The organism is Streptomyces sp. NBC_01341 (assembly GCF_035946055.1).
Lineage (GTDB): Bacteria > Actinomycetota > Actinomycetes > Streptomycetales > Streptomycetaceae > Streptomyces.
Window position 1 is genome coordinate 4,256,414 of record NZ_CP108364.1, and the last position, 20,222, is coordinate 4,276,635.

Genomic DNA, 20,222 nt, shown 5'->3' on the forward strand with positions numbered 1-20,222 from the left:
CGTGATCGACGCTACTCGCCAACATCGTCCGGTGGTGGGGCCGTTCACTCGACCGGATGGCATATTCCATGCGGGGGTTCCGCTGCGAGGTGGTGGCGGTGTATCGTCCCGCCCCCACCTCGCTTACATCACAGCATTTCACGCACATCAGGTGGTATCGGGGATGTACCGTCTCCGTGGGTGCGCAGCGCTTTCCGGTGGCCGGCGCGGCTGAATCAGCGCGTGTAGTCCTTCACGATGTCGCCGATGAATTGGCGGGTCTGATCCACATTCAGCGCCTGTGCCCGCAAGTGTTCGTACATGACGCTGTAGCGCTGTACGTCGTTCGCCTTCTCCAGGTAGAGGTCGCTGGTGACCCCTTCGATGTACACGACGCTGGAGTCCGCGGCGTCCGGGAATTCCAGGATGGCGTACTGCCCGCTGATGCCCGGGTGCGCACCCATGTCGAAGGGCAGGACCTGCACGGTCACGTGCGGCAGTTGCGACTGCTCGATGAGGTGCTCCAGCTGCTCGATCATCACCTGCTTGCCGCCGACCTGCCGGCGCAGGGCGGACTCGTCGATGACGGCCCATAGGCGCAGCGGGTGTTCGGGGGCGTTGACGCGGTCCTGGCGGCGGGCGCGGACGTTGACCCGCTTCTCGATGTCGGCCGGCGGGGCCTCGGGCAGGGCCCCGGTGATCAGCGCTTCCGCGTAACCCCGGGTCTGGAGCAGCCCCGGGACGACCTGGGGCTCGTACACCCGGAGGGACTCGGCGTCCGTCTCCAGCCCGATGTACACGCTGTAGGGGATGTCGCCGAACGCGTGCCACCAGCCCTGCTGCCGCGAGTCCTTGGCCATCTGCATCAGTGAGTCGACGACGCGGTGGTCCTCGACCTCGTACACCCCGCACAGATCGCGGACGTCACGCTGGCTGATGGAACGGCGGCCGTTCTCCAGACGGCTGATCTTCGACTGGGAGACCAGCAGCCGCTCCGCCACCTCCTCGGCCGTCATGCCCTTGATCTCGCGCAGACGGCGCAACTCCTGGCCCAACCGGCGTCGCCTGACGGTGGGATTGACGTTGGTGGGCACGGAAACGGCACCTCCGGCTATGCAGCTGTTCTAGCTGTGCGTATCTACTGCTCAGCAGATTGCCACCCGCGCACCCGGGCGCGCTGGGAAATGGTGACACCAAAGCGCGCGGGGCAGCCGGTGGATCCGGCTGCCCCGCGCGTGGTGCGGCTCCCGGACCGGGTCATGGGGGACGTCGGTACGGCGGTGTTCGGTTCTCCGCGCGAGGGGTGCGCGCGGTTCAGTGCACGGAGGTGTGCGCCATGCTGCCGCGACTTGCCTGCGCTTGCGGCTGCAACGGCACGCCCGCCGTCTGCTGGTTACGGCGCGGCTGGACGGCCGCACCGTTCTGGACGTCCATCACGGCATGCGCCACGAGGCCGCCCATCGGGTCGTGCCTGATCAGGTCCCGGAGCCGGGAGCGCGACGAGCGCCCCTCGTTCCCGGGGTACAGATGCTTGCCGAGTCCGACCGCGTGGGCCAGTGCGGCGAGCGCCGCGGTCCGCGGGTCCGGCGGTACACCGGTACGGATCGCACTGTCCAGCCGTGTTCTGATGTCGCGGCTGATCGCCGTGTCCGTCGCCTGGTAGCGAGTCGTCGGCAGCACTCCGCACATCTGGCCCGCCACGGCATGCACCATGCCGCACCGCTCCAGATGAGCGAGGTAGATCTGGCGAAGTCCCAGCCGGGGCCCGCCGATCCAGTGGACCGCCCGAACCGGACTGCCACGACGGCGCAGCAGCTCCAGTGCGGAGTCCAGAGTCGGATCTCCTGTCGGCCGTGGCATCACCACGGCTATACGATCCCCGTCAGGGGCTATCCGTCCTGCCAGAGCCAGCTCCACTAGCTGTGCCCCGGCCAGGCCGAGGTCGAGCGACTGCGGCTGCGCTGTGGTACCCGTGGTCGGGTCCAGAGCGAGCAGCAGAAGCTCCTCCGGAATTGTTCTGCGGCTCCTGCCCATCCATGCCTCCCCGCGTGGATGAATGACAGGGTGACCCCTCTCACATTGGTCTGTCGAGGGTGCCTGGGTGCTTTGTGAGGGAACCGTTAGGTATGTCGTTCTCGTCTAGCGGTTCGGTCAAGGGTTCACACAGGACACTGGTAGATGGTTCGGACAGTGCGGGCATGACCCCGCGGCGCATCAAGGAGGTAATCCGGTGGCGGGCGAGTCCCCCGACAAGTCGGAGCAGCGGAAGTCGTCGGGGACGACTGAGGAGCGCGATCCGCGTCTCGCCGTGTTCCGTGAACCGGTCGCCGCGGCGGGCGGCGGCACCCGGGGCGGCACGGCAGGCGCAGGGGCGGACGGCGAGACGGACACCAGGACCGCGGTCTTCCGCGTCCCGCGCTCCGCGGACGCCGGCCCGTCGGAAGACGTCTCGGCCGTAGGTTCCGCTCCCGCGGGGTCCCTGTCCGAAGGTGACGCGGAGCCCGGGGAGTCGCCCACGGCTTCGAAGGGCTCCGGGGAGGCCCCTGAGGGCCGCACGGAGGCCGAGGAGGCCGCCGAGGCGGAGGAGGGGGCCGAAGGGGCTGCCGAGCCGCCCACGGCGCGTACGGACGCGCAGGAGTCCGGCACGGAGGAGTCCGCCGTGGAGCCGGACGCGGCTGATGCTGCGGATCCGTCCGGCCCGTCGTCCGGCACGTCCGACGACGAGTCCGAGGTGAAGACCGAGGCCGCCGCTTCGGAGCCCGATGTCGAAGCCGAAGCTGACGGTCCGGCCCCGACCGACGCCCGGCTGCGCGCCGCCGTCGCGGCGTGGGTCTCGGGTGACGACGAAGCCGCAGATGGGGATGGTCCCGCCGACGGTGACTCCGGGACCGCCGCAGCCCCGGCCGCAGCTGAGCCTGAGGCCGAAGACGAGCCCGAGGCTGAAGGCGAAGCAGACGTCGAGGCCGAGAAGACCGACGACGAGGCCGCCGACGACGCGACGGCCTCCGAACCCGCCGTCGCCGACACCTCGGCCGCCGTCACCGCATCCGACGACGCCCCCCGTGTCCCGAAGAGCAGGGAAGAGTCCTCCCCGGCCGAGAAGCCGGAGAAGGCCGACAAGGCCGAGAAGTCGGACGAAGCCGAGAAGGCAGAGAAGGCGGAGGCGACCGAGAACCCGGAGAAGGTCGAGAAGGCCGATTCCGCGGATGACGAGCGAGGAATCGATCATCCGACCGCCGTCTTCAAGGCGCCGCGCGTCGACCGGGTCGACCAGCCCACGACCGCGCTGAAGCTGCCGTCGAAGAAGAAGGAGACCGGGAGCAAGTCCGCCCCCGGCAGCCCCGCGGCCACCGGGAGGCCCGGGACGCCCAAGCCCTCCAGGACCCCGGAGACCCCCGCGGAGCGGACCAGCAGGTTCGTACCGCTGCGCTCCGACGACGTACGCCCCGCACCTCCGGTGGTCGGTCCCACGGTCACACCGGACATCTCGGCGGGGGCCGCGGCCCCGGCCGGCACCAGGCCCGCGCTGACCGAGGCCGAGCGGACCAGGCAGCAGCCCATGCCGCCCAAGCCGCCGCTCGACCTGCTGGCGGAGCTGACGAACACACCGCCGCCCGTGGAGACCCCTGTCCGCACGGCGGTGCGCCGGGTCAAGATCTGGACGCCGCTGCTCCTGCTCGCGCTGATCATCTTTGCGATCGCGCAGGCGGTACGCCCGCTTCCCGACCCGGCCCTGACACTGTCCGCGGACCCGACCTTCACCTTCGGGGGCGACAAGCTGGACATGCCGTGGCCGGAGGAGGGCCAGGGCGCCGTCGAGGTCGAGGGCGTCGGCACCATCGGTTCGTACGGCAAGGAGGAGTCCGCGCCGATCGCGAGCGTCGCCAAGATCATGACGGCGTACGTGATCCTCCAGGGGCACCCCATCACCGGCAAGCAGAACGGTGAGCGGATCGAGGTGGACGCGAAGGCGGGCGAAGAGGCCAACCGGCCCGACGAGTCGACGGCCCCCATCAAGGAGGGACAGAAGTACACGGAGCGCCAGATGCTCCAGCTGCTGATGATCCCCTCCGGGAACAACGTGGCACGGCTGCTCGCCCGCTGGGACGCCACAACCGAGAAGGCGTTCGTCGAGAAGATGAACGCGGCGGCGAAGGACCTCGGGATGACGAACTCGGTCTACACCGACCCGAGCGGTCTCGAGTCCACCACCCGGTCGACCCCGGCCGACCAGCTCAAGCTCGCCAGGGCGGTCACGCGGAACGACGTATTCCGCGACATCGTCAACATGCCCCAGGCCGACATCCCGGGCATCGGCAAGACGATCTACAACAACAACAACATCCTGCTGGAACCCGGCGTGAGCGGCATCAAGACCGGCTCGTCGACCCCTGCGGGCGGCAACCTCGTCTGGACCGCCGAGACGGTCGTCGACGGCAAGACGCGCCGGATCATCGGCGCCGTGATGGGCGCGGACCTGGACGGCACCCTGGACGCGAAACTGCAGCGGGCCATACACAACAGCCTCGAACTGATCCAGACCGCACAGAAGGGCGTCGACTCCGCCACCGTCGTGAAGAAGGGCCAGGTCGTCGGCTACGTCGACAACGGCTTCGGGGTCCGCACCCCCGTGGTCGCCACCAAGGACCTGAAGGCGGTCGGCTGGGGCGGCCTCGAGGTGAAGCTCGACCTGAGCGCCGGTGACGAGCCGCTGAAGCAGGCGGCGAAAGCCGGCACGGTCGTCGGACAGGTGACGGTCGGCACCGGCACGGGCAAGGTCACGGCGCCCGTCGCCCTGCAGGACGGGATGACGGAACCGGGCTTCAACGACAAGCTCACCCGCATCACCTGACCCGTCCGGACGGCCTCCGCCCCGCACCGCCGGGCGGAGGCCGCCCGACGAGGGGGCAGCGCGGGGAAAAAGCCGCGTGCTAGCGTCCCGAAGGCAACGGAGTGGCGCCGGGACGCGTCTCCCCGAGTACGTATGAGGCCCATGCAGTGATCGACGGTTCGGCAGGCCCGGGCAAGGACGGGGAGAGTCGCAGTGACCACCGCTGAGCCGACGAGAGCTGACCACGGCCCGCCCGTCGAACGCCTGACCGTCCGGATCCCGGCCCAGGCCGCCGGGGGCGGTGACGGGCCGCACACGTCGACCCGGAGCCGGCTACGGCGCCACCCGGTCCTGACCACGACCGTCGTCGCCGCGGCCGTGCACCTGCTCTGGTTCCTCTTCTTCGCGAACAGCGGCGGGGACATCGCCGCCCAGGACGCCTGGGCCGAGTTCGTCGGCCGCCACCCCGGAACCGCGTACAACCTCGCCTGGTACGGGGGTATGCACCCCGTCTCGTACAGCGTGGTGTCGCCGTACCTGATGTCGGTGCTCGGCGTGCGCACGACGATGATGGTCGTCGGCACGGTGTCGTCGGCGCTCACCGCGCTGATCCTGGTGCGGGTGCCCGCCGTCCGTAACCCGCTCGCCTGTGCGCTCGCCGGGGTCTTCGCCTACCTGTGCAACGCCCTGTCCGGGCGGGTGACGTTCGGGCTCGGCATGATGTTCGCGCTCGGGGCGGTCGCCGCCGTCTTCTGCTGGCCCCACCGGTGGCGGTACCGGCGCTGGGCGAAGGCGGTGGTGGCAGCCCCGCTCGCCGCACTGGCCACAGCGGGCAGCCCGGTCGCCGGGCTCTTCCTCGGCGTGGTCGCCGCGGCGCTCTTCCTGAACAAACGACGCCCCGGGGCGTACGCGATCGGCCTGCCCCCCGTGGTGGTCGTCGTCCTGTCCGCGTGGCTGTTCCCCTTCTCGGGTACGCAGCCGATGTCGCTCGGGACCCTGTCCCTGCCGTTCGTCTTCTCCGTCCTGGTGTTCCTCCTGGTGCCCCGGGACTGGCACACCGTGCGCACGGCCGCCGCGGTGTACGGCGTCGGGACCCTGCTGACCTACGTGGTCGACTCCCAGATCGGCTCGAACGTGTCGCGCATGGCGATGCTGTTCGCCGGTGTCGTCCTGCTCGCGGCGCTGCCGTACACGACCCGCCACAGCCGGCACTGGTACGCGCTGCTGATCGTCTTCGTGGGTCTGAACTTCTGGATCGGCTTCAAGGGCGTCGACGACATCCTCCGCACCGCCCCCACCGCCTCCTGGAACCGTGAACTGGCGCCGCTGGTCCACCAGCTCCAGAAGGCCGGCGCGGAGCGGGGCCGCGTCGAGGTGGTCCCCGCCAGCAGCCACCGGGAGGCCTCCGCGCTCGCGCCGTACGTGAATCTGGCCCGGGGCTGGAACCGGCAGGCCGACATGAAGCGCAACCCGCTCTTCTACGACGACACCCTCGACGCCGTGAACTACCGCGAGTGGCTCGACCGCTGGGCCGTCCACTACGTGGTGCTGCCGACGGGGGATCCGGACAGTGGCGCGGAGCAGGAGGCGGGGCTCGTCGAGGAGGGCCAGCCGTACCTGAAGGCGGTCTGGAGCGACGCCAACTGGAAGCTGTTCCGGGTCCTGGACCCGGTGCCGCTCGCCGATCCGCCGGCGACGGTGGAGCGCGCCGGCGACGACGAGCTGACGATCCGGGTGCAGTCCGCCGGCCGGGTCCTGATCCGCATCCCGTACTCCCGCTGGCTCGCCGTCGTCGACGACAAGGGGAAGAGCGTGGAGCGGCCGCAGGAGACCGAGGCATCCAAGAAGCGGTCCGCCGAAGACGGGGACGCGCCCAAGGACTTCGTCAACGACCACGGCTGCCTGATCAAGGTCGACGAGGACGGGGACGGCGACGAGTGGACCGAACTCCTCGCACCACGTCCCGGTGTCTACCGCCTTGCGGCGCCCTACCAGCTGCAGCCGGGCACGCCGTGCCCGGAAGAACTGCGCTGACGAAGGCCAACGCCTGCAAATAGTGCGGGAACCCTCGCTCCGGGGGCGCCGCACTGGCAAGGTGTGCTGCCATGAAGTGCCAACATTGCGGCGGCGAACGCGTCGGCCCGCTGCCGGGCATGGTCTGCCCGGAGTGCGGGTCCGTGGCCCGCTCGCCCCGTGAGAGCAGTTCCTGGATCGCGCGGGAGACGGTGATGGGCAGGGTCTCCCTGCTCACCAGGCGCCGAAAGGCCCTGCTGGCGGCGGGAGTCGTGATGGCCGCGGGCAGCCTGGCCACCGCTGTGTCGCTGCTCGCCGCGGGGGACGGGCCCGGACGTCCCGAGGCGACGGGCCGGGCCGGCGCCGTACCCGCACCCATCGGTGCGGGCGGGGCCCCCACCCGCATCGGACCCGGCGACACCGATGCTCCCCCCGTCTCCGGGGACGGCGGGCCGCCCGCCGATCCGACGGCGGGGAGCCCGGTGCCGTCCGCGGAGCCGGGCGACTACCGCTTCTCCGAATGGGCGGGGCCCGGCTGCACATCGGGTGACTACGCGGAGCGCGGGCGGTTCGAGAACGGCGACGCGGGGTGGTACACCGTCGAGTCCGGCGGCTTCGAGGGGACCACCTGCGACGGCCGGTTCAGCGCCGTCCCGATGTCCGGAAACCCGACCGAGGACCGGGGGAGCAGCGCGGTCTGGGCCTGGCACCTCGGCGACGGCTTCCGCGAGTGCGCGCTGACGGTCTTCGTGCCACGCAGCGTCCGAGACCGCGACGTGGCGGGCAACCCCACCGTGTACCGGGTGCTCTCCGATCCGCACGACGCGGACTCGGCCTACACGGGCTTCGCCGTGCGCCAGCCGGAACACCGGGGCAGCGCCGTCGACGTACGGAGCTACCCCGTCAAGGGCGACACCTTCGCGGTGCAGATGCTCGACCGGGGCCGTGACTGGGGCGACGAGGCACTGGTCGGCGCGCACCACGCGGCGGCGCAGATCAAGGCGTCCTGCCGCTGACGCCGTATCCCGCTTGACGCGGCCATGCCGGGGCGGCTTGCATCGGCCGGATGCACGCCAAGGAGACGAAGACCGACACGGCGCTCGTACGACGCCTGCTGGCAGCACAGTTCCCCGCCTGGGCGGACCTGGCCGTCGAGCCGGTCACCTCCCACGGGACGGTCAACGCGATCTACCGGCTGGGCCCGGACATGGCGGTGCGGCTGCCCCGTATCGAGGGCGGCTCGCAGGACGTGGCCACCGAGCACCGCTGGCTGCCCCGTCTCGCCCCGCACCTCCCTCACGCCGTACCCGCGCCCCTGGGCCTCGGTGTGCCGGGCGAGGGGTACCCGTGGTCCTGGTCGGTATGCCGCTGGCTCGACGGCACGAACCCGGCGGCGGGCTCCGGCGGCGTCGAACTCGCGCGGGAACTGGCGAAGTTCGTGCGAGCCCTGCGCGCGGCCGACCCCACGGACGCCCCGCCGGCCTACCGCAGCGAACCGCTGGCCGCCCGGGACGCGGCCACCCGTGACGCCCTGCAGACACTGGACGGGGTGATCGACACCGCCGCGGCGGCCGGCATCTGGGCCCAGGCCCTGCGCGCGCCCGGACCGCGGGGCCCGGCGGTGTGGGTCCACGGCGATCTGCAGCCCGGCAACGTCCTGGTCGCCGACGGCCGGCTCAGCGCGGTCATCGACTTCGGCTGCATGGGCCTGGCCGACCCGGCGGTGGACCTGATCGCGGCCTGGTGCCTGCTGCCGCCCGGACCGCGACGGACCTTCCGCACGGAGACATCGACAGCGGCAGCGGCCGTGACGGGGGCGGCGGCCGAGGGTGAGGCGGGGGCGGCGGTGGACGCGGCGGCGTGGGCACGGGGCCGGGGCTGGGCGCTCTCGGTCGCGCTCATGGAACTCTCGTACTACCGGACGTCGAACCCGGTGATGGCGTCCACGGCACGGCATGTGATCGGCGAGATCCTGACGGACGGGGGAGGAACGGAGGACAGGTGGTGACCGGGGCGCGCCGGATCCACGCCCCCTCTCAGCACGACCCCACCACTCGATCGCCCGGCCCGGCGGTCCGGGGGCCGGTCCTCAGCCTCGGGCGCTGTCCTCGCCCCCGGTCCGGCCCCGGCTCGGGGTGCGGTGGCAGCGTTGCCCTTACGCCTCAGGACAGGTCCGCGTCGTCGTCGAACTCGGCATCGGTCAGGTCCTGGGCAAGCCGCCAGCCGTCTCCCGAGGGTTCGAGGAGGAAGACATGAGTGGCGACCCAAGGAGGGGTCCACTCGCGAGTCCTGCCGGACGGATCGGTGGCATAGGGCGTCGTAGTCTCGTCGACCTCCACCTCGGCCCGGCCGTCCCGCATCTCGACTCGGGTGATGACAGCGTCGGCATCGGCTCGGTCCCACACCTTGCCCACGGGCGGGGTTTCGCTCCGCCACGCCGCGGTGGGCAGGTCGGCGTCGTGCTGGAAAACCCGCTGAGCGGCTCGCTCGAGCGACGACCGCCCCATCGCCTCGGCCCTGTCCCGCACCACCGGACTGGCGGGCACGGCAGCGAGCAGCGCCGTCGCCGCAGCCATGACCACTGTGCGTTTCCTGTCCATGGAACCCCCTCCCCAGAGCTGCGGGTCTTTCCGTCGATCAGTAGAAAACCGCAGGTCATCCCATGACTAACGCCGGCTGCCTTCAGCAGGTCCGGCGTGGTGCGGCTGAATGCCGCCGGATCCCGGCGTACCGGCGGCTCACCGCATCCGCGCGCTGATCCACCTGGCGGTGACCAGGGTGACAACCGTGAAGGCGATGAAGGTGACGGCAATGGCGATCATCATTGCGGGGCCCATCGTTCCGAGCACGTGCGTCTCCTTGGCTGTCGGACGGCTGTAGCCCGCGTGGCGCAGGTCGCCTTCCGCGGTGGAGATGACCATGGCACCCCACCGCCGCAGGTGGAACCCCGAACCGAAAACCTTGAGGACCATCTGAGCTTGCGGCCGGGCGCGACACCGACGCGACGCACGGTCACGCGGTGCGCGCGTACTGAACCGGTGGGCACGTCCAGAGGCACGCGGTGCCGGACGTACGCCCGGGCGCCGCCCGGCGCCTCGGCCATGGTTCTGGTCTGGTGCGGCCCCAAGCCTGCCGTGCTGTACTGGCGAGGTGGAGCGAAAGCACGCACTGGCATCGGTCACCCACCCGAGACGGCCCGGCAGGGCTGTTCCGGCCAGCGCGAGTGACCGTCGGGCGGAGCGGGTACGCACCCGTGTCCGGCTCATGATCGAGATCACGGCGCGGGCCGGGATCTACCGAAAAGGCCTGGTCGCGGCCGCGCGCCGCCTCAGCCCCGAGGAAGCCGCGATCCTTTCGGATCTGGAGCGCCACGGGCTGCAGGTACCTCAGTTGCACGACGTCCTGTGCGGTGGACACGTGCTGGTGGACGAACCGCGGCTGTACGAGGACTGGCGGTTCGCCGAGGTCAGTCACGAGCGCCTGTCCAGCCACCACCGTGACATCGACAAGGCGCTGTATCCCGACATCGGGATGCGCGGGGACGTGGTGCGGGAGAAGCTGCACGGGCGCACCGCCCAGGGCACCTGGGTGCAGTTGGAGAAGACACCGGCCGCTTTCGGCGGGAGGAAGCTGCCGAGTGTGAGCGACCTCCGCCACCTCGTGGACTACGTCGTCTACCGCGTCACGCGCAGCAACGTCGGGCCCTGGGGACTGTCCCGGATGACCGAACGGCGCCCGCTGTACCTGGCGCCGGTCCTCGCCGTGCCGACGGCCCTGACTCCTCCGGTCGCGAGGATGCTGACGCAGGCACTGCGCCGGATCGAGGAGGCCGACGACGTCACTGCCGTCTCCGCGGACCTGGCGTCCCGGTTCCCACCGCCGGACCGGGAGGACCTGGCCGGCGAGCTCGGGCAGTCGCTGGCAGGCAGGGCGGGCCGCGGGCTTTTCGGTAACTCTGACGTGTGGGTGACCGAGACCCTGTCACCGAGCTGTGCCGCGGTGCTCCGTGAGAGTCGCGTGGCGCCCGTGGTGGACCTGTTGCAGCCCGGAGGACCGTCATGAGCGACGACGATCGGCACGACGCTGCCGCCTCTGAGACGCAGCCGGACGCGCGCGCGGCGTCCGCCCCTTCGGGGCTGGTGTCGGCGGTGGTGAACCTGGTCGACACGGGACCGGTGCTGCTGGGCGCGTACACCGTGGCGGAGCTGACCGCCGTGGACGCGATCGTGGACTTCCTGGAGACCAGGCCGTCGGACGACGTGATCGCCGAGGCCGTCCGCTCGCTGGCCGCTCGGCAGCTGCTGCTGGCGGGTGAGACGGGCGAGCAGGTGCAGGTGCAGGGAGACCTGGGGATCGCCGTGGCGTTCCAGCAAAGGGCCCGCAAGGTGCTCGACGCCCGTACGACCGGGTCGGGTCCGGGTGAGCCGTGGAGGATCCTGCTCCTGCCCCAACCCGAGCGGATCTGTCTCATGGTCCGCATCGACGCACTCGGCGTCCACCAGATGGGGCTGTACAAGCTCGACGAGGCCCTGGACGCACTCACCGAGTGGCTGCCGCGCGGCTCGGCGGCGGACCGTGGAGAACCGGTGGACACCGAGGCCCTACTCACCGCCGCCCAGCGCTCCGCGCTGATCACCGTCACCGACTACACGGCGCAGGGCTCGGCCGAGACCGCCGGCAGCAGCAGGGATCTGGTCCTGGCCCGCAACGGCGGACGGCTGCACTTCCTTGTCCGCGACCCCGGCGACCGGGAGAAACTCGTGCCGGACCCCGAGGCTGGCAAGGACGACGTCCGTGAACGGCTCGTCGGTCTGCTGAGGTAGAGGGCGCTCCGCTGCGGACGGGCGTTGAGGATGGGGATCCGCGACCTTGTGGACGCCCCCGTCCGGCGTCGACGACGTCAGTCGTGGATGCCAGGGTTCATCCGCGGGCAAGGGGCCCGCCGTCGAGATCTCCCATCTCAACCTCCGTTCGGCCTCCGCTATCTTGAGTCCGAGGGCAGTCACTGCACCTTTGGCCGGCCGGACACCGCGTACACGCTCACGGTCTCGCCCCGCGACGCCGACCATCCCTCAGTCCATCTGCTCCAGCCTGCCGAGGACACCGAACTCGGATGGGGTTGGGGGGACGCCGGAACGCTGTACTTCACGATCCCGGTCACGGCACTCGCGACCGGCGACTTCCGCAAGGCCGTGGCACAGGTCCGCTGCTGTTGATGCGCACAGCGGAAGCTCGTCAGGGGAGCCGGGCGGGCGTAGAAAGTCGATGCGGCCGATGGCCGGGTGTCTCGGTGTGAACCACCAGCAGTGGCAGCATCGGCCTCGCGCACGAACTGCCGCAGCGTGCGCCACTGTTCGGCCTCGGCGAACCCCCGGCAAGGCGCAGCCCATGGCGCCCCGGAGTCACTGGGGGAACGAACGTTTATTCTCTTGAGGATCAACACTCCGGACCGTGCGGAGTGTTGGACAAGGAACCATGGGGAGGGCGGACTGATGTCCGGGACCGGTAAGTGGAGCATACGAAGATCGATCGGTGCGGGCCTGTGCACCGCGGTGGTGGGGGGAATCCTGCTGGCTCCGGGGTCGGCCACCGCCTCGGACGCGGAACCCGTGTCGACGGCTCGAGTGCCATCCGTGCAGGGGGCCGTCGCGGACACGGCGCGGGGCACCGTTCTCGGCGACGGCGCACGTCTCAGCCTCGTCGGCGGTGATGTGCGCATCACGGACAGCGGAGCGGCGGACACCCACACCTATGCCTTCGGTTCGACGGACGGCGCTCTCGAAGTGCGGCCGACCGCAATACCGAGGCCGGTGGAGCCCACCCAGGTGCCCATCCCGGCCGCAAAGGCGGCCATGCCCACCGCAACGGCTGTCTATTCGGTGAAGCTGAACATCACCAACGCCGACGTGATGTCCAAGCTCTTCTACGTCTGGAACAGCAAGACCTGGACGTCGTACCCCGTCGACAGCGACGCCATCGGCTCGTCCGCCACCGTCAAGCTTCCGCCGGGCGACTACTTCTCCGTGGCACTGCACAGCGACTGGCAGCGGCCTTCCTACCTCCTGACCCGCTCCTTCAAGATCGGCACGGCCGCCACGACCGTCTCCTTCGACGAGCGCGCGGCGAAGGAGACCGGCATCAAGGTCGACGACCCGAGTGCCGCCCGAGAGTCCGCCGCCGTCTGGATCTCCGTACCCGGGAACCAGCTCGCCGGATTCGCCGGATCGGGTGCGGACAAGGTCTACGTCACCCCGTTCACACAGACCGGCACGGCATTGCGGATCCATGACGTGCTCAGCCGCAAGGGCAGCACCGCGAGCACGCCGAGCCCCTTCCGGTACGACCTCACGCACGCCTTCCAGAACACGGTGCCCGCCGCTCCGTACGCATCGGTGAAGCAGACCTCGCTCGCGAAGACGGTCACCCATGTGAATGCTCCGGGCACCCGGACCACCGCCCGACTGCAGACCGTTCCGGACTTCGGGGAGTGGACCGGCGTCTACATGGACTCGGCCGTGCCCGTGGCCGGTTCCGTCACCGAATACGTCACGCCCGGCATCTCCTACAGCAGGCTCCTGTCGTACGGAACCGGCGACTACTACCTGCAGCTGCCGACCCGCACCCTGGCCGCCGGAACCGCACCCTCGGAGACCGTCGGAGCGGCGCCGCTGCAACCGGTCCGGACCGAGGGCACAGCCTCAGAGCGGCGGGGAAACACCGTCAGGTTGTACGAACCCGGAAGGCTCGGCGACGCCGCCGGGCACTACGGCGCCGACAGCCGCTCTGCGGCCTCCTACCGGCTGACGGGCGACGGCGCGACCTACGCGGAGACCACTGCGGCGACGGTCAACCAGCCCCTGTCGGCCCAGCTCCCCTCCGGCACCAAGACGTACGCCCTCGAACAGACGATCCGTAATCGCGTGCCGTACCGGAAGCTGTCCACGATGGTGCGCAATGAATGGACGTTCACATCCGGGACCACGTCCTCGACGACCGCACTGCCACTGGTCGACACCCAGGTGAAGCTCACCGGGCTCAACGCCTCGAACCGTGCCGCCAACGCCACCCCCGTCACCGTCACCGCCACCGCCAGCACCCGCGCGCCCTCGGCGGCAGCAACCGTCACCGGCATCGATTACTCCATCGACGGCGGCGCGGTATGGACCTCACTGCCGCACACCGGCGGGACAGCGTCCCTCACGGTGCCCCCCACCGCGGCCCACGTCTCGCTGCGCATCACCGCCATCGATGACCAGGGCAACAGCCTGCGCCGCACCATCGACCGCGCCTTCGCGGGGCCGGGCACCCAGGGCGACGAGACCGTCGGATCCACCCGGATCTCAAAGGTCGTTGTCAACGGCGGCAGGGCGGTCGAGTTGACCGACCAGCCGCTCCAGGACTTCAAGGCGACTTTCACCGCCACGGATCCGGCGGGCATCGCAAGCGGCGACATGTACCTCTACCACGGCTCGTACGACGCCCCGGACGGGGTGCTCTACGGCACCTGGCCGGCAACCTGCACCAAGGTCAGCACAACCACCTCCTCGTGCGAGACCCACTTCGCCTACATCGCTCCCCGCTGGACCCTCGGTCTCAACGCGCTGGCCGGTACCTGGAAACTCGCGGCCTGGGCGGAGTCGACGGACGGCACAAGTCTCACCGACCTGCACACCGCCGCATCGGTGAACGTCCAGCGCGACTCGGCGCTGACCGCCAACGCCGGGCCAGAGCCTGTCGCGAAGGGCAAGACGATCACCATCACCGGCAAACTCTCACGCATCAACTGGGAAACGGGCGGCTACCACGGCTACGCCACCCAGCCGGTCCGGCTCCAGTTCCGCAAGAACGGGACGACGGCCTATACGACGGTGAAGACGGTGAACACGGACGGCGTAGGAAACCTCAAGACCACGGTGAAGGCGTCGGTCGACGGGTATTGGCGCTATTCCTTCGCCGGCACCGCGTCGACCCCGCCGGCCACGGCGGCGGGCGACTTCATCGACGTGCGCTGACGGCGGACCCGTGCATGGGAAGGCCGTGGCCACCGGACTCCGACCACCTCGGATCCCGGCGGCCTGGGCCTTCGCCGTCCCTGCCGCGATCACGCATCACGCATCGCCGGGCAAGAACTCGGTCATCCCGTGTACCACCTGGCCGGTCGACAGGGCTCGCAGGCGAGGCGAAGTCGGTGACCGATCGCCCGGTGTCCCAGCCGAGGGAGGTGGCGAGGCCGAACGCGAGGTAACGGTGCCACCGCTCCCGGAGAGGCGTGCGGCGAACTGATGACGCGCATGCGTCACCGCGATGAGCCGCAAGCAGCAGGGAGACGTCGAGACGTGGTGGCACGTGCTTGGCACAGACCTGATGAGGCGAAAGGGGCCAGTTCGAGAGGAGCAAGCCTCTGAACTGGCCCTTCATGCTGTGCCCCCGGCAGGATTCGAACCTGCGACACCCGCTTCAGGAGTTCGATCTACCCTCGTCGTGGTGCCTTCGTCGGCCGATCCGACGGGTCATCCAAGACTGCTGTTGTATGCCGCCATCCGGCCTCGTTGATGTCAGGTTGGATGTCAGCGGAACATCTGCGGAGCTGGGCAGACTTCCAACGGTTCCTTCGGCCGATCCGCCCACCGCCACCAAGTGTGCCTATCAGCGCATCGCCACAGAGAGCGGCAGGCCCTCCGGTCGTCGTCTCGCCTGGACAACACGAGACCGCCGGACTCCAGGGGCCGGCCGCAATCAGGACAAGCCGGGGCGTCGTCGGTCATGCGGTGCACCTTAGCGGAGCGAGCTCTTCGCCCCGAAGCAACTTGCGTGGGGAGTCTGCCTTGGACTGGTGCGTCTCTCGTCTGCGCAGACGTTCGCGCTCGTCCACCGCTGTCCGTCGGCGTTGTCACGCAGTTAGACACTCACCCATCGACGGCCAACCACGCACAAGGGCGTTGTCAGTGCACGCCCTTAGAGTCTCAAGCGCGCGGTCGGCTTCCGGGGGTTCCAGCTCTGAAAGGAATGGTTGCATCCCCGGCCTGTCTGGGGGCGGTCCGGAGAATCGCCGGGACCTAACCGACGGCCGGGCTTTGTCGATGGCCAGCGGATGACCTGCCAGAGCCGACCGCGCACCACCTCCTCTCGGGGGTACCACCTGATCCGTAGCTCTAGCCGGATCGGTCAGCGGCGGTCATACCGGCCGTTACGAGGGTCCGGAGAGACGGTGGCGTACGGGCTCGGCTGCTGTGGTTGCGGTACGCCGCTGCTGTACCGCGATCCGCAAGCAAAGGCGCGCGACCATCACCGTTGCGACTCCAGTCAGAGCGGCGAATGGAGCTGCGCCACTCTTGTGCGAAGGTCTTCCCAACCAACTGTCAACGTCGCATAGTCCAGTGATGAAGCTGACCATCAGGGTCTGATTCAGGGCGTCAAGGTGGAGCGCGCCACTGTACGAACGACCTTGATGCCCTGGGCCGCGACTGCTCGGCTCTGCCTGGGTCGGAGGTGGTCGGGATGGGAGCCCCACGACGCTCGCCACGCTCTGGCCGGCACCCGCGAACGGTGCCCGTCCCATCCCGGAGTCTGAGCGCCCCCGCCGGAGGCGTGTCTTGATGCCGCGGGCTTGGTTCGCGTCTCATGCCCTCCGGGCCTTTCCACTGCGGGCGCGCGTCGGCGGCGGCAGCGTCGAGCGGGCCGGAGGCAGGAGCGCGGGCGCAGCCGCCGCCGGGAAGCGCGCCCGGCGGAGCGGAGCGCCGCCGGGTGCCTTGATGAAGTAGAGAAACCTGTAACAGCTCTCGGCGGCGGTCAAGCAGAGTGTGAATGGGTCACCAGGAGTCGACTGGCGAAACGGGCTTGGCGGGGTCGCTGGTATGTCTCGGTTTCATGATCATGCGAAAGGGCCAGTTCGAGAGGATCAAGCCTCTGAACTGGCCCTTCATGCTGTGCCCCCGGCAGGATTCGAACCTGCGACACCCGCTTTAGGAGAGCGGTGCTCTATCCCCTGAGCTACGAAGGCGTTCGATGACCCGGTCCGCGAGGACGAGTCATCGCCGTCAGTGTAGCGGGTGGGGCGAGGTCCTCACCTGGGGTTCCCCTCCCGCGCGCCATGGGGTGGAAACCCGGCTGTGGGGTGAGTGACGAGCGGGCCCCGGGGTGCGCTCGGCGCAGGTTCCGGTTGACGCCCGCCAGGCGCGGGTCATAGCGTCGCCGGGTCGCTGAGCCTGCCGTGGAGAGGCCATACGTGCCGCACACCGATCCGAGCCGTCCCCTTGCTCCCGCTCCCGCCGACGATCCCGCAGCCCACGCCCGTGCCCGCGCCCGTATCGAGGGTTCCCTGACCGCTCGCGGGGCTCCTTTCGCCGTGGTCCGTGCCGAGCACGGGCCTCTCGTCTACGCCAACGGGCCCCGCACGCTGAGGGAGTTCGTGGAGGCCACCTGGGCGTTCGGCGATCAGCCGTTCCTGCTCTCGGGTGAACGGGCTTGGTCGTACGGTGAGTTCTTCGCCGCCGCCTCCGCGCTGGCGCGGCGGTTCACCGAGGCGTACGGGCTGCGCCCTGGTGACCGTGCCGTGGTGGCCATGCGCAATCACCCCGAGTGGCAGGTGGCTTTCTGGGCGGTGCAGTTGGCGGGTCTCGTCGCCGTACCGCTCAACGCGTGGTGGACCGCGGCCGAGTACGCCTACGCCCTCGACGACTGTGAGCCGCGCGTCCTGCTCGTCGACGGGGAGCAGCTGCCGAAGGTGGCCGCCTGGGGCACGAAGGCCGGGGCGCATGTCGTCGTCTTCCATGACGACGCCGCGGGCGGTGCACTGCCCGCGGGAGCCGAGCGGTACGCGGATCTGCCGGAGCCCGATCCGATGGAGGCGCCTCCCGAGGTGGAGATCCGGCCCGAGGACGATGCCACGATCATCTACACCTCCGGCACCACCGGCCGTCCCAAGGGTGCCGTGGCCACCCACCTCGCGCAGGCCGGTGCCGCTCTCAACCCGCGGTACCAGGCGGCGGTCTCCGCGCTCGCCCGGGGAGTCGTCCCGGGCCAGGGGCCCGCGCCGGTGACGCTGATGTCCTTTCCCTTCTTCCACGTCGCCGCGTTCACCAGCCTCTATTCGGCGATGGCGGCGGGAGGCACGCTCGTGCTGATGCCGAAGTGGGACGCCGACGAGGCCCTGCGGCTGATCCGCAGGCACGAGGTCACGCACTTCGCGGGGGTCCCGGCCACCGCGCTCCAGCTGCTCGCGGCGGCCGAGGACGCGGGTGACGGCCTGGACAGCCTGAAAGGGCTGAACACCGGCGGGGCCGCGGCGCCGCCCGATCTGGTCGCCCGGCTGACGGCGCGGTACGGCGAGCGGATCGAGCCGCGCAACGGGTACGGCCTGACCGAGACCAGCGGTGGTGTGCTGGCCAACTTCGGCGCCCTTTATCGCGCGCATCCCGACTGTGTCGGCACCCCCACACCGGTCACCGAGGTGCGGATCGCGGGCCCTGCGGGGGAGCCGGTCGCCGACGGTGCGGCCGGGGAACTGTGGCTTCGGGGCCAGTCACTCGTCCGCGGATACTGGCGCGACGAGGCGGCGACGGCCGGGGCGTTCTCCGGCGGCTGGTTCCGTACCGGTGATCTCGCTGTCGTACGCGGAGGGCTGGTGGCCGTCGTCGACCGCATCACGGACATGGTCGTCAGGGGCGGGGAGAACGTCTACTGCGTGGAGGTCGAGGCCGTCCTGCACGATCACCCCGACGTCGAGGACGCGGCGGTGCTCGGGGTACCGCATCCGGTGCTGGGTGAGGAGGTGGTGGCGGTCGTCAGGCCGCGGCCCGGCGCCGCGGTGACGGCGGACGCCCTGCGGGCGCACGTGGGCCGGAGCCTGGCCCCGTTCAAGGTGCCTGCCCGTGTGCTGGTGTCGCGGGAGCCGCTGCCCCGGAACGCGACGGGCAAGATCCTCAAGCGCCGGCTGCGCGAGCTGCGCGCTCTGGGCGGAGTGGGCGAGGAGCAAGCCTGAGGGAAGAGCGCCCGCGCGTGAAAGCGTGAGCGTCCTGGGCCCCGCACCCTTGGTGCGCAGACCGCGAGTGTTCAGGGCCGGGTGATCCGTATCCGGTAGTTCCCGTCCCCGTCCTTCGCGACCACGGAGATCCTTATGTTGTTGGCCCGGTCGGTGAACGTCTCGCCCGGTTCGAACGGGGCGTCGGAGAGCTCGGCGTGCACGTTGGGGCGTCGGGTGCAGCCGCCGCTGTCCTCGGTGCTGTCGGCGACCGACACGGGGCCCTGGCCGGTGTCCACGTCGGAACTCACCTTGTAGATGAGTACGCCGGGCCGGCAGACCGCCTCGTCGTTGCCTTCCGGGGTCCTCACCTCCACCGCCCAACCGGACTGCGCGGTCAGCGGTACGAAGGCAAGTTTGGGGCCGCCCGCCGTGGCCAGCGGTCCGAGTGTGTGCTCACTGGTTCCCGACATGGAGGCGCAGCTGACCTGGTCGTTGTCCAGCCAGCCGAGTTTCCACTTGTGCCAGCCCAGCAGGTCGTTGTTGGCACCCCAGTCCTCGGACATGATGTCCCAGTGCCCCACGGAGCCCCCGCCCTCCATCGTGTAGAGGTCGGGCAGCCCGAAGACATGGCCGTTCTCATGGGGCAGGACCCGGTAGCCGGTCTCCGGGTACGACCCCGAACCGTCGTCCTGGCGGCTGTACACGAAGGACGTGTTGGCGAGCGGGACTCCGTCGGCGAAGGGCGCGTCGTCGTTGCCGGAGAAGGTCACCGACAGGACGGTGTCCAGGGCCGAGGGACCGGCGTTCGGGGTGACCAGTATGTTGACCAGGTTGTACGCCGAGAAGTTGACCTTCGGGTCGGCGACACTCACGAGGTCCTTGACGAGTTCGCGGTATCCCGGTTCGTAGGGTGATCCCCGCTCGATGCCGTATTCGGCGAACGGCAGCGGCATCCGCAGCCAGTCGGTCACGGGTGCTTCGGGGAGGTAGGTCAGGCGGCCGTAGGAGCTGGTGCTGAACCATTCGCTGGTCTGGGGGAAGAACTCGGCCAGCCGGTCCGCGGCGGGCTCCGTCGCCTGCGCGTCGGGGAAGTCGATCATCAGGTTCAGGGCTTTGATCCGGCCCGTGGAACGTGCGTAGCCTGCCGGTGTCGGTATGCCCTCCGACATCTGTACGCCCATGGTCGTGGATATTCGGCACGGTGCCAGACCGGGGCCCCGCGGCGCGGCCACCGGCCCCGCGGAGGCGCGGCTGGCGATGGGGAGGGTGGAGCTGGCCGATGCCATCGTCGCGATCACCAGCGCCGTCGCTCCGGCGAGCGCGAGAGGCCGGCGCCAGGCGCGTATCCGGTGGCGGGACTGCTGCATGGGCGTCGCCTTCGGGTCCGCGGCAGCCGGCCGGCCCTGGCTGCGCTCTGGCGCTCAGCCTCTTCCGGGT

General features: G+C 70.2%; 14 protein-coding genes and 1 tRNA gene. 9 read left to right on the forward strand and 6 right to left on the reverse strand.

Features of this window, described 5'->3' with window-relative positions; translation table 11 throughout:
* Nucleotides 1-215 precede the first annotated feature (215 nt).
* Both OG206_RS18875 and OG206_RS18880 read right to left on the reverse strand, forming a co-directional pair.
* The gene (locus tag OG206_RS18875; protein WP_327117568.1) at nt 216-1,073 is read right to left on the reverse strand and encodes a helix-turn-helix domain-containing protein; all 858 of its coding nucleotides are present in this window, start codon (nt 1,071-1,073) and stop codon (nt 216-218) included.
* 220 nt (nt 1,074-1,293) lie between these two features.
* Entirely contained in the window at nt 1,294-2,013 is a 720-nt protein-coding gene (locus tag OG206_RS18880) for a GOLPH3/VPS74 family protein (protein WP_327117570.1), read from the reverse strand.
* A 196-nt stretch (nt 2,014-2,209) separates the two neighbouring features.
* On the opposite strand from OG206_RS18880, the gene OG206_RS18885 reads away from it, so the two are divergent.
* The 4 genes from OG206_RS18885 (at nt 2,210) to OG206_RS18900 (ending at nt 8,831) form a co-directional block, all read left to right on the forward strand.
* Nucleotides 2,210-4,831, forward strand: coding sequence for a D-alanyl-D-alanine carboxypeptidase (locus OG206_RS18885; protein ID WP_327117572.1), 2,622 nt, complete (start codon nt 2,210-2,212; stop codon nt 4,829-4,831).
* Nucleotides 4,832-5,023: 192 nt separating this feature from the next.
* The gene (locus OG206_RS18890) at nt 5,024-6,844 is read left to right on the forward strand and encodes an MFS transporter (protein ID WP_327117574.1); all 1,821 of its coding nucleotides are present in this window, start codon (nt 5,024-5,026) and stop codon (nt 6,842-6,844) included.
* A gap of 71 nt (nt 6,845-6,915) precedes the next feature.
* Nucleotides 6,916-7,839 carry an adhesin gene (locus OG206_RS18895; protein ID WP_327117576.1) on the forward strand — a complete coding sequence of 308 codons (924 nt, stop codon included), beginning with the start codon at nt 6,916-6,918 and terminating at the stop codon, nt 7,837-7,839.
* A 50-nt stretch (nt 7,840-7,889) separates the two neighbouring features.
* Nucleotides 7,890-8,831, forward strand: coding sequence for an aminoglycoside phosphotransferase family protein (locus tag OG206_RS18900; RefSeq protein WP_327117578.1), 942 nt, complete (start codon nt 7,890-7,892; stop codon nt 8,829-8,831).
* Nucleotides 8,832-8,985: 154 nt separating this feature from the next.
* Here the strand turns inward: OG206_RS18900 and OG206_RS18905 are convergent, their stop codons facing one another.
* Together OG206_RS18905 and OG206_RS18910 are read right to left on the reverse strand one after the other, a co-directional pair.
* Nucleotides 8,986-9,423, reverse strand: coding sequence for a hypothetical protein (locus tag OG206_RS18905; RefSeq protein ID WP_327117580.1), 438 nt, complete (start codon nt 9,421-9,423; stop codon nt 8,986-8,988).
* A gap of 138 nt (nt 9,424-9,561) precedes the next feature.
* Complete coding sequence (locus OG206_RS18910) at nt 9,562-9,795, reverse strand: hypothetical protein (RefSeq protein ID WP_327117582.1); 234 nt, start codon at nt 9,793-9,795, stop codon at nt 9,562-9,564.
* 292 nt (nt 9,796-10,087) lie between these two features.
* On the opposite strand from OG206_RS18910, the gene OG206_RS18915 reads away from it, so the two are divergent.
* The 4 genes from OG206_RS18915 to OG206_RS18930 all read left to right on the forward strand — a co-directional run bounded on the left by OG206_RS18915 (nt 10,088) and on the right by OG206_RS18930 (nt 14,835).
* Nucleotides 10,088-10,885: a hypothetical protein gene (locus tag OG206_RS18915; RefSeq protein ID WP_327117584.1), complete on the forward strand. Its 798-nt coding sequence runs from the start codon at nt 10,088-10,090 to the stop codon at nt 10,883-10,885.
* Nucleotides 10,882-11,646: a hypothetical protein gene (locus OG206_RS18920; RefSeq protein ID WP_327117586.1), complete on the forward strand. Its 765-nt coding sequence runs from the start codon at nt 10,882-10,884 to the stop codon at nt 11,644-11,646. The genes OG206_RS18915 and OG206_RS18920 overlap by 4 nt, the downstream gene beginning before the upstream one ends.
* A gap of 87 nt (nt 11,647-11,733) precedes the next feature.
* Nucleotides 11,734-12,039: a DUF1963 domain-containing protein gene (locus tag OG206_RS18925; RefSeq protein ID WP_327117588.1), complete on the forward strand. Its 306-nt coding sequence runs from the start codon at nt 11,734-11,736 to the stop codon at nt 12,037-12,039.
* A 417-nt stretch (nt 12,040-12,456) separates the two neighbouring features.
* A complete protein-coding gene (locus tag OG206_RS18930; RefSeq protein WP_327117590.1) occupies nt 12,457-14,835 on the forward strand; it encodes a hypothetical protein in 2,379 nt (792 codons plus the stop codon).
* Between the two features lie 1,915 nt (nt 14,836-16,750).
* Here OG206_RS18930 and OG206_RS18935 read toward each other — a convergent pair.
* Nucleotides 16,751-16,823: transfer RNA gene (locus OG206_RS18935), tRNA-Arg, on the reverse strand.
* Between the two features lie 225 nt (nt 16,824-17,048).
* Between OG206_RS18935 and OG206_RS18940 the strand changes: the two genes are divergently transcribed.
* Nucleotides 17,049-18,803: a class I adenylate-forming enzyme family protein gene (locus OG206_RS18940; RefSeq protein ID WP_327117592.1), complete on the forward strand. Its 1,755-nt coding sequence runs from the start codon at nt 17,049-17,051 to the stop codon at nt 18,801-18,803.
* 71 nt (nt 18,804-18,874) lie between these two features.
* Here OG206_RS18940 and OG206_RS18945 read toward each other — a convergent pair whose 3' ends face one another.
* On the reverse strand, nt 18,875-20,152 hold the full coding sequence (locus OG206_RS18945) for a M6 family metalloprotease domain-containing protein (protein WP_327117594.1): 1,278 nt from the start codon (nt 20,150-20,152) through the stop codon (nt 18,875-18,877).
* Nucleotides 20,153-20,222 lie beyond the last annotated feature (70 nt).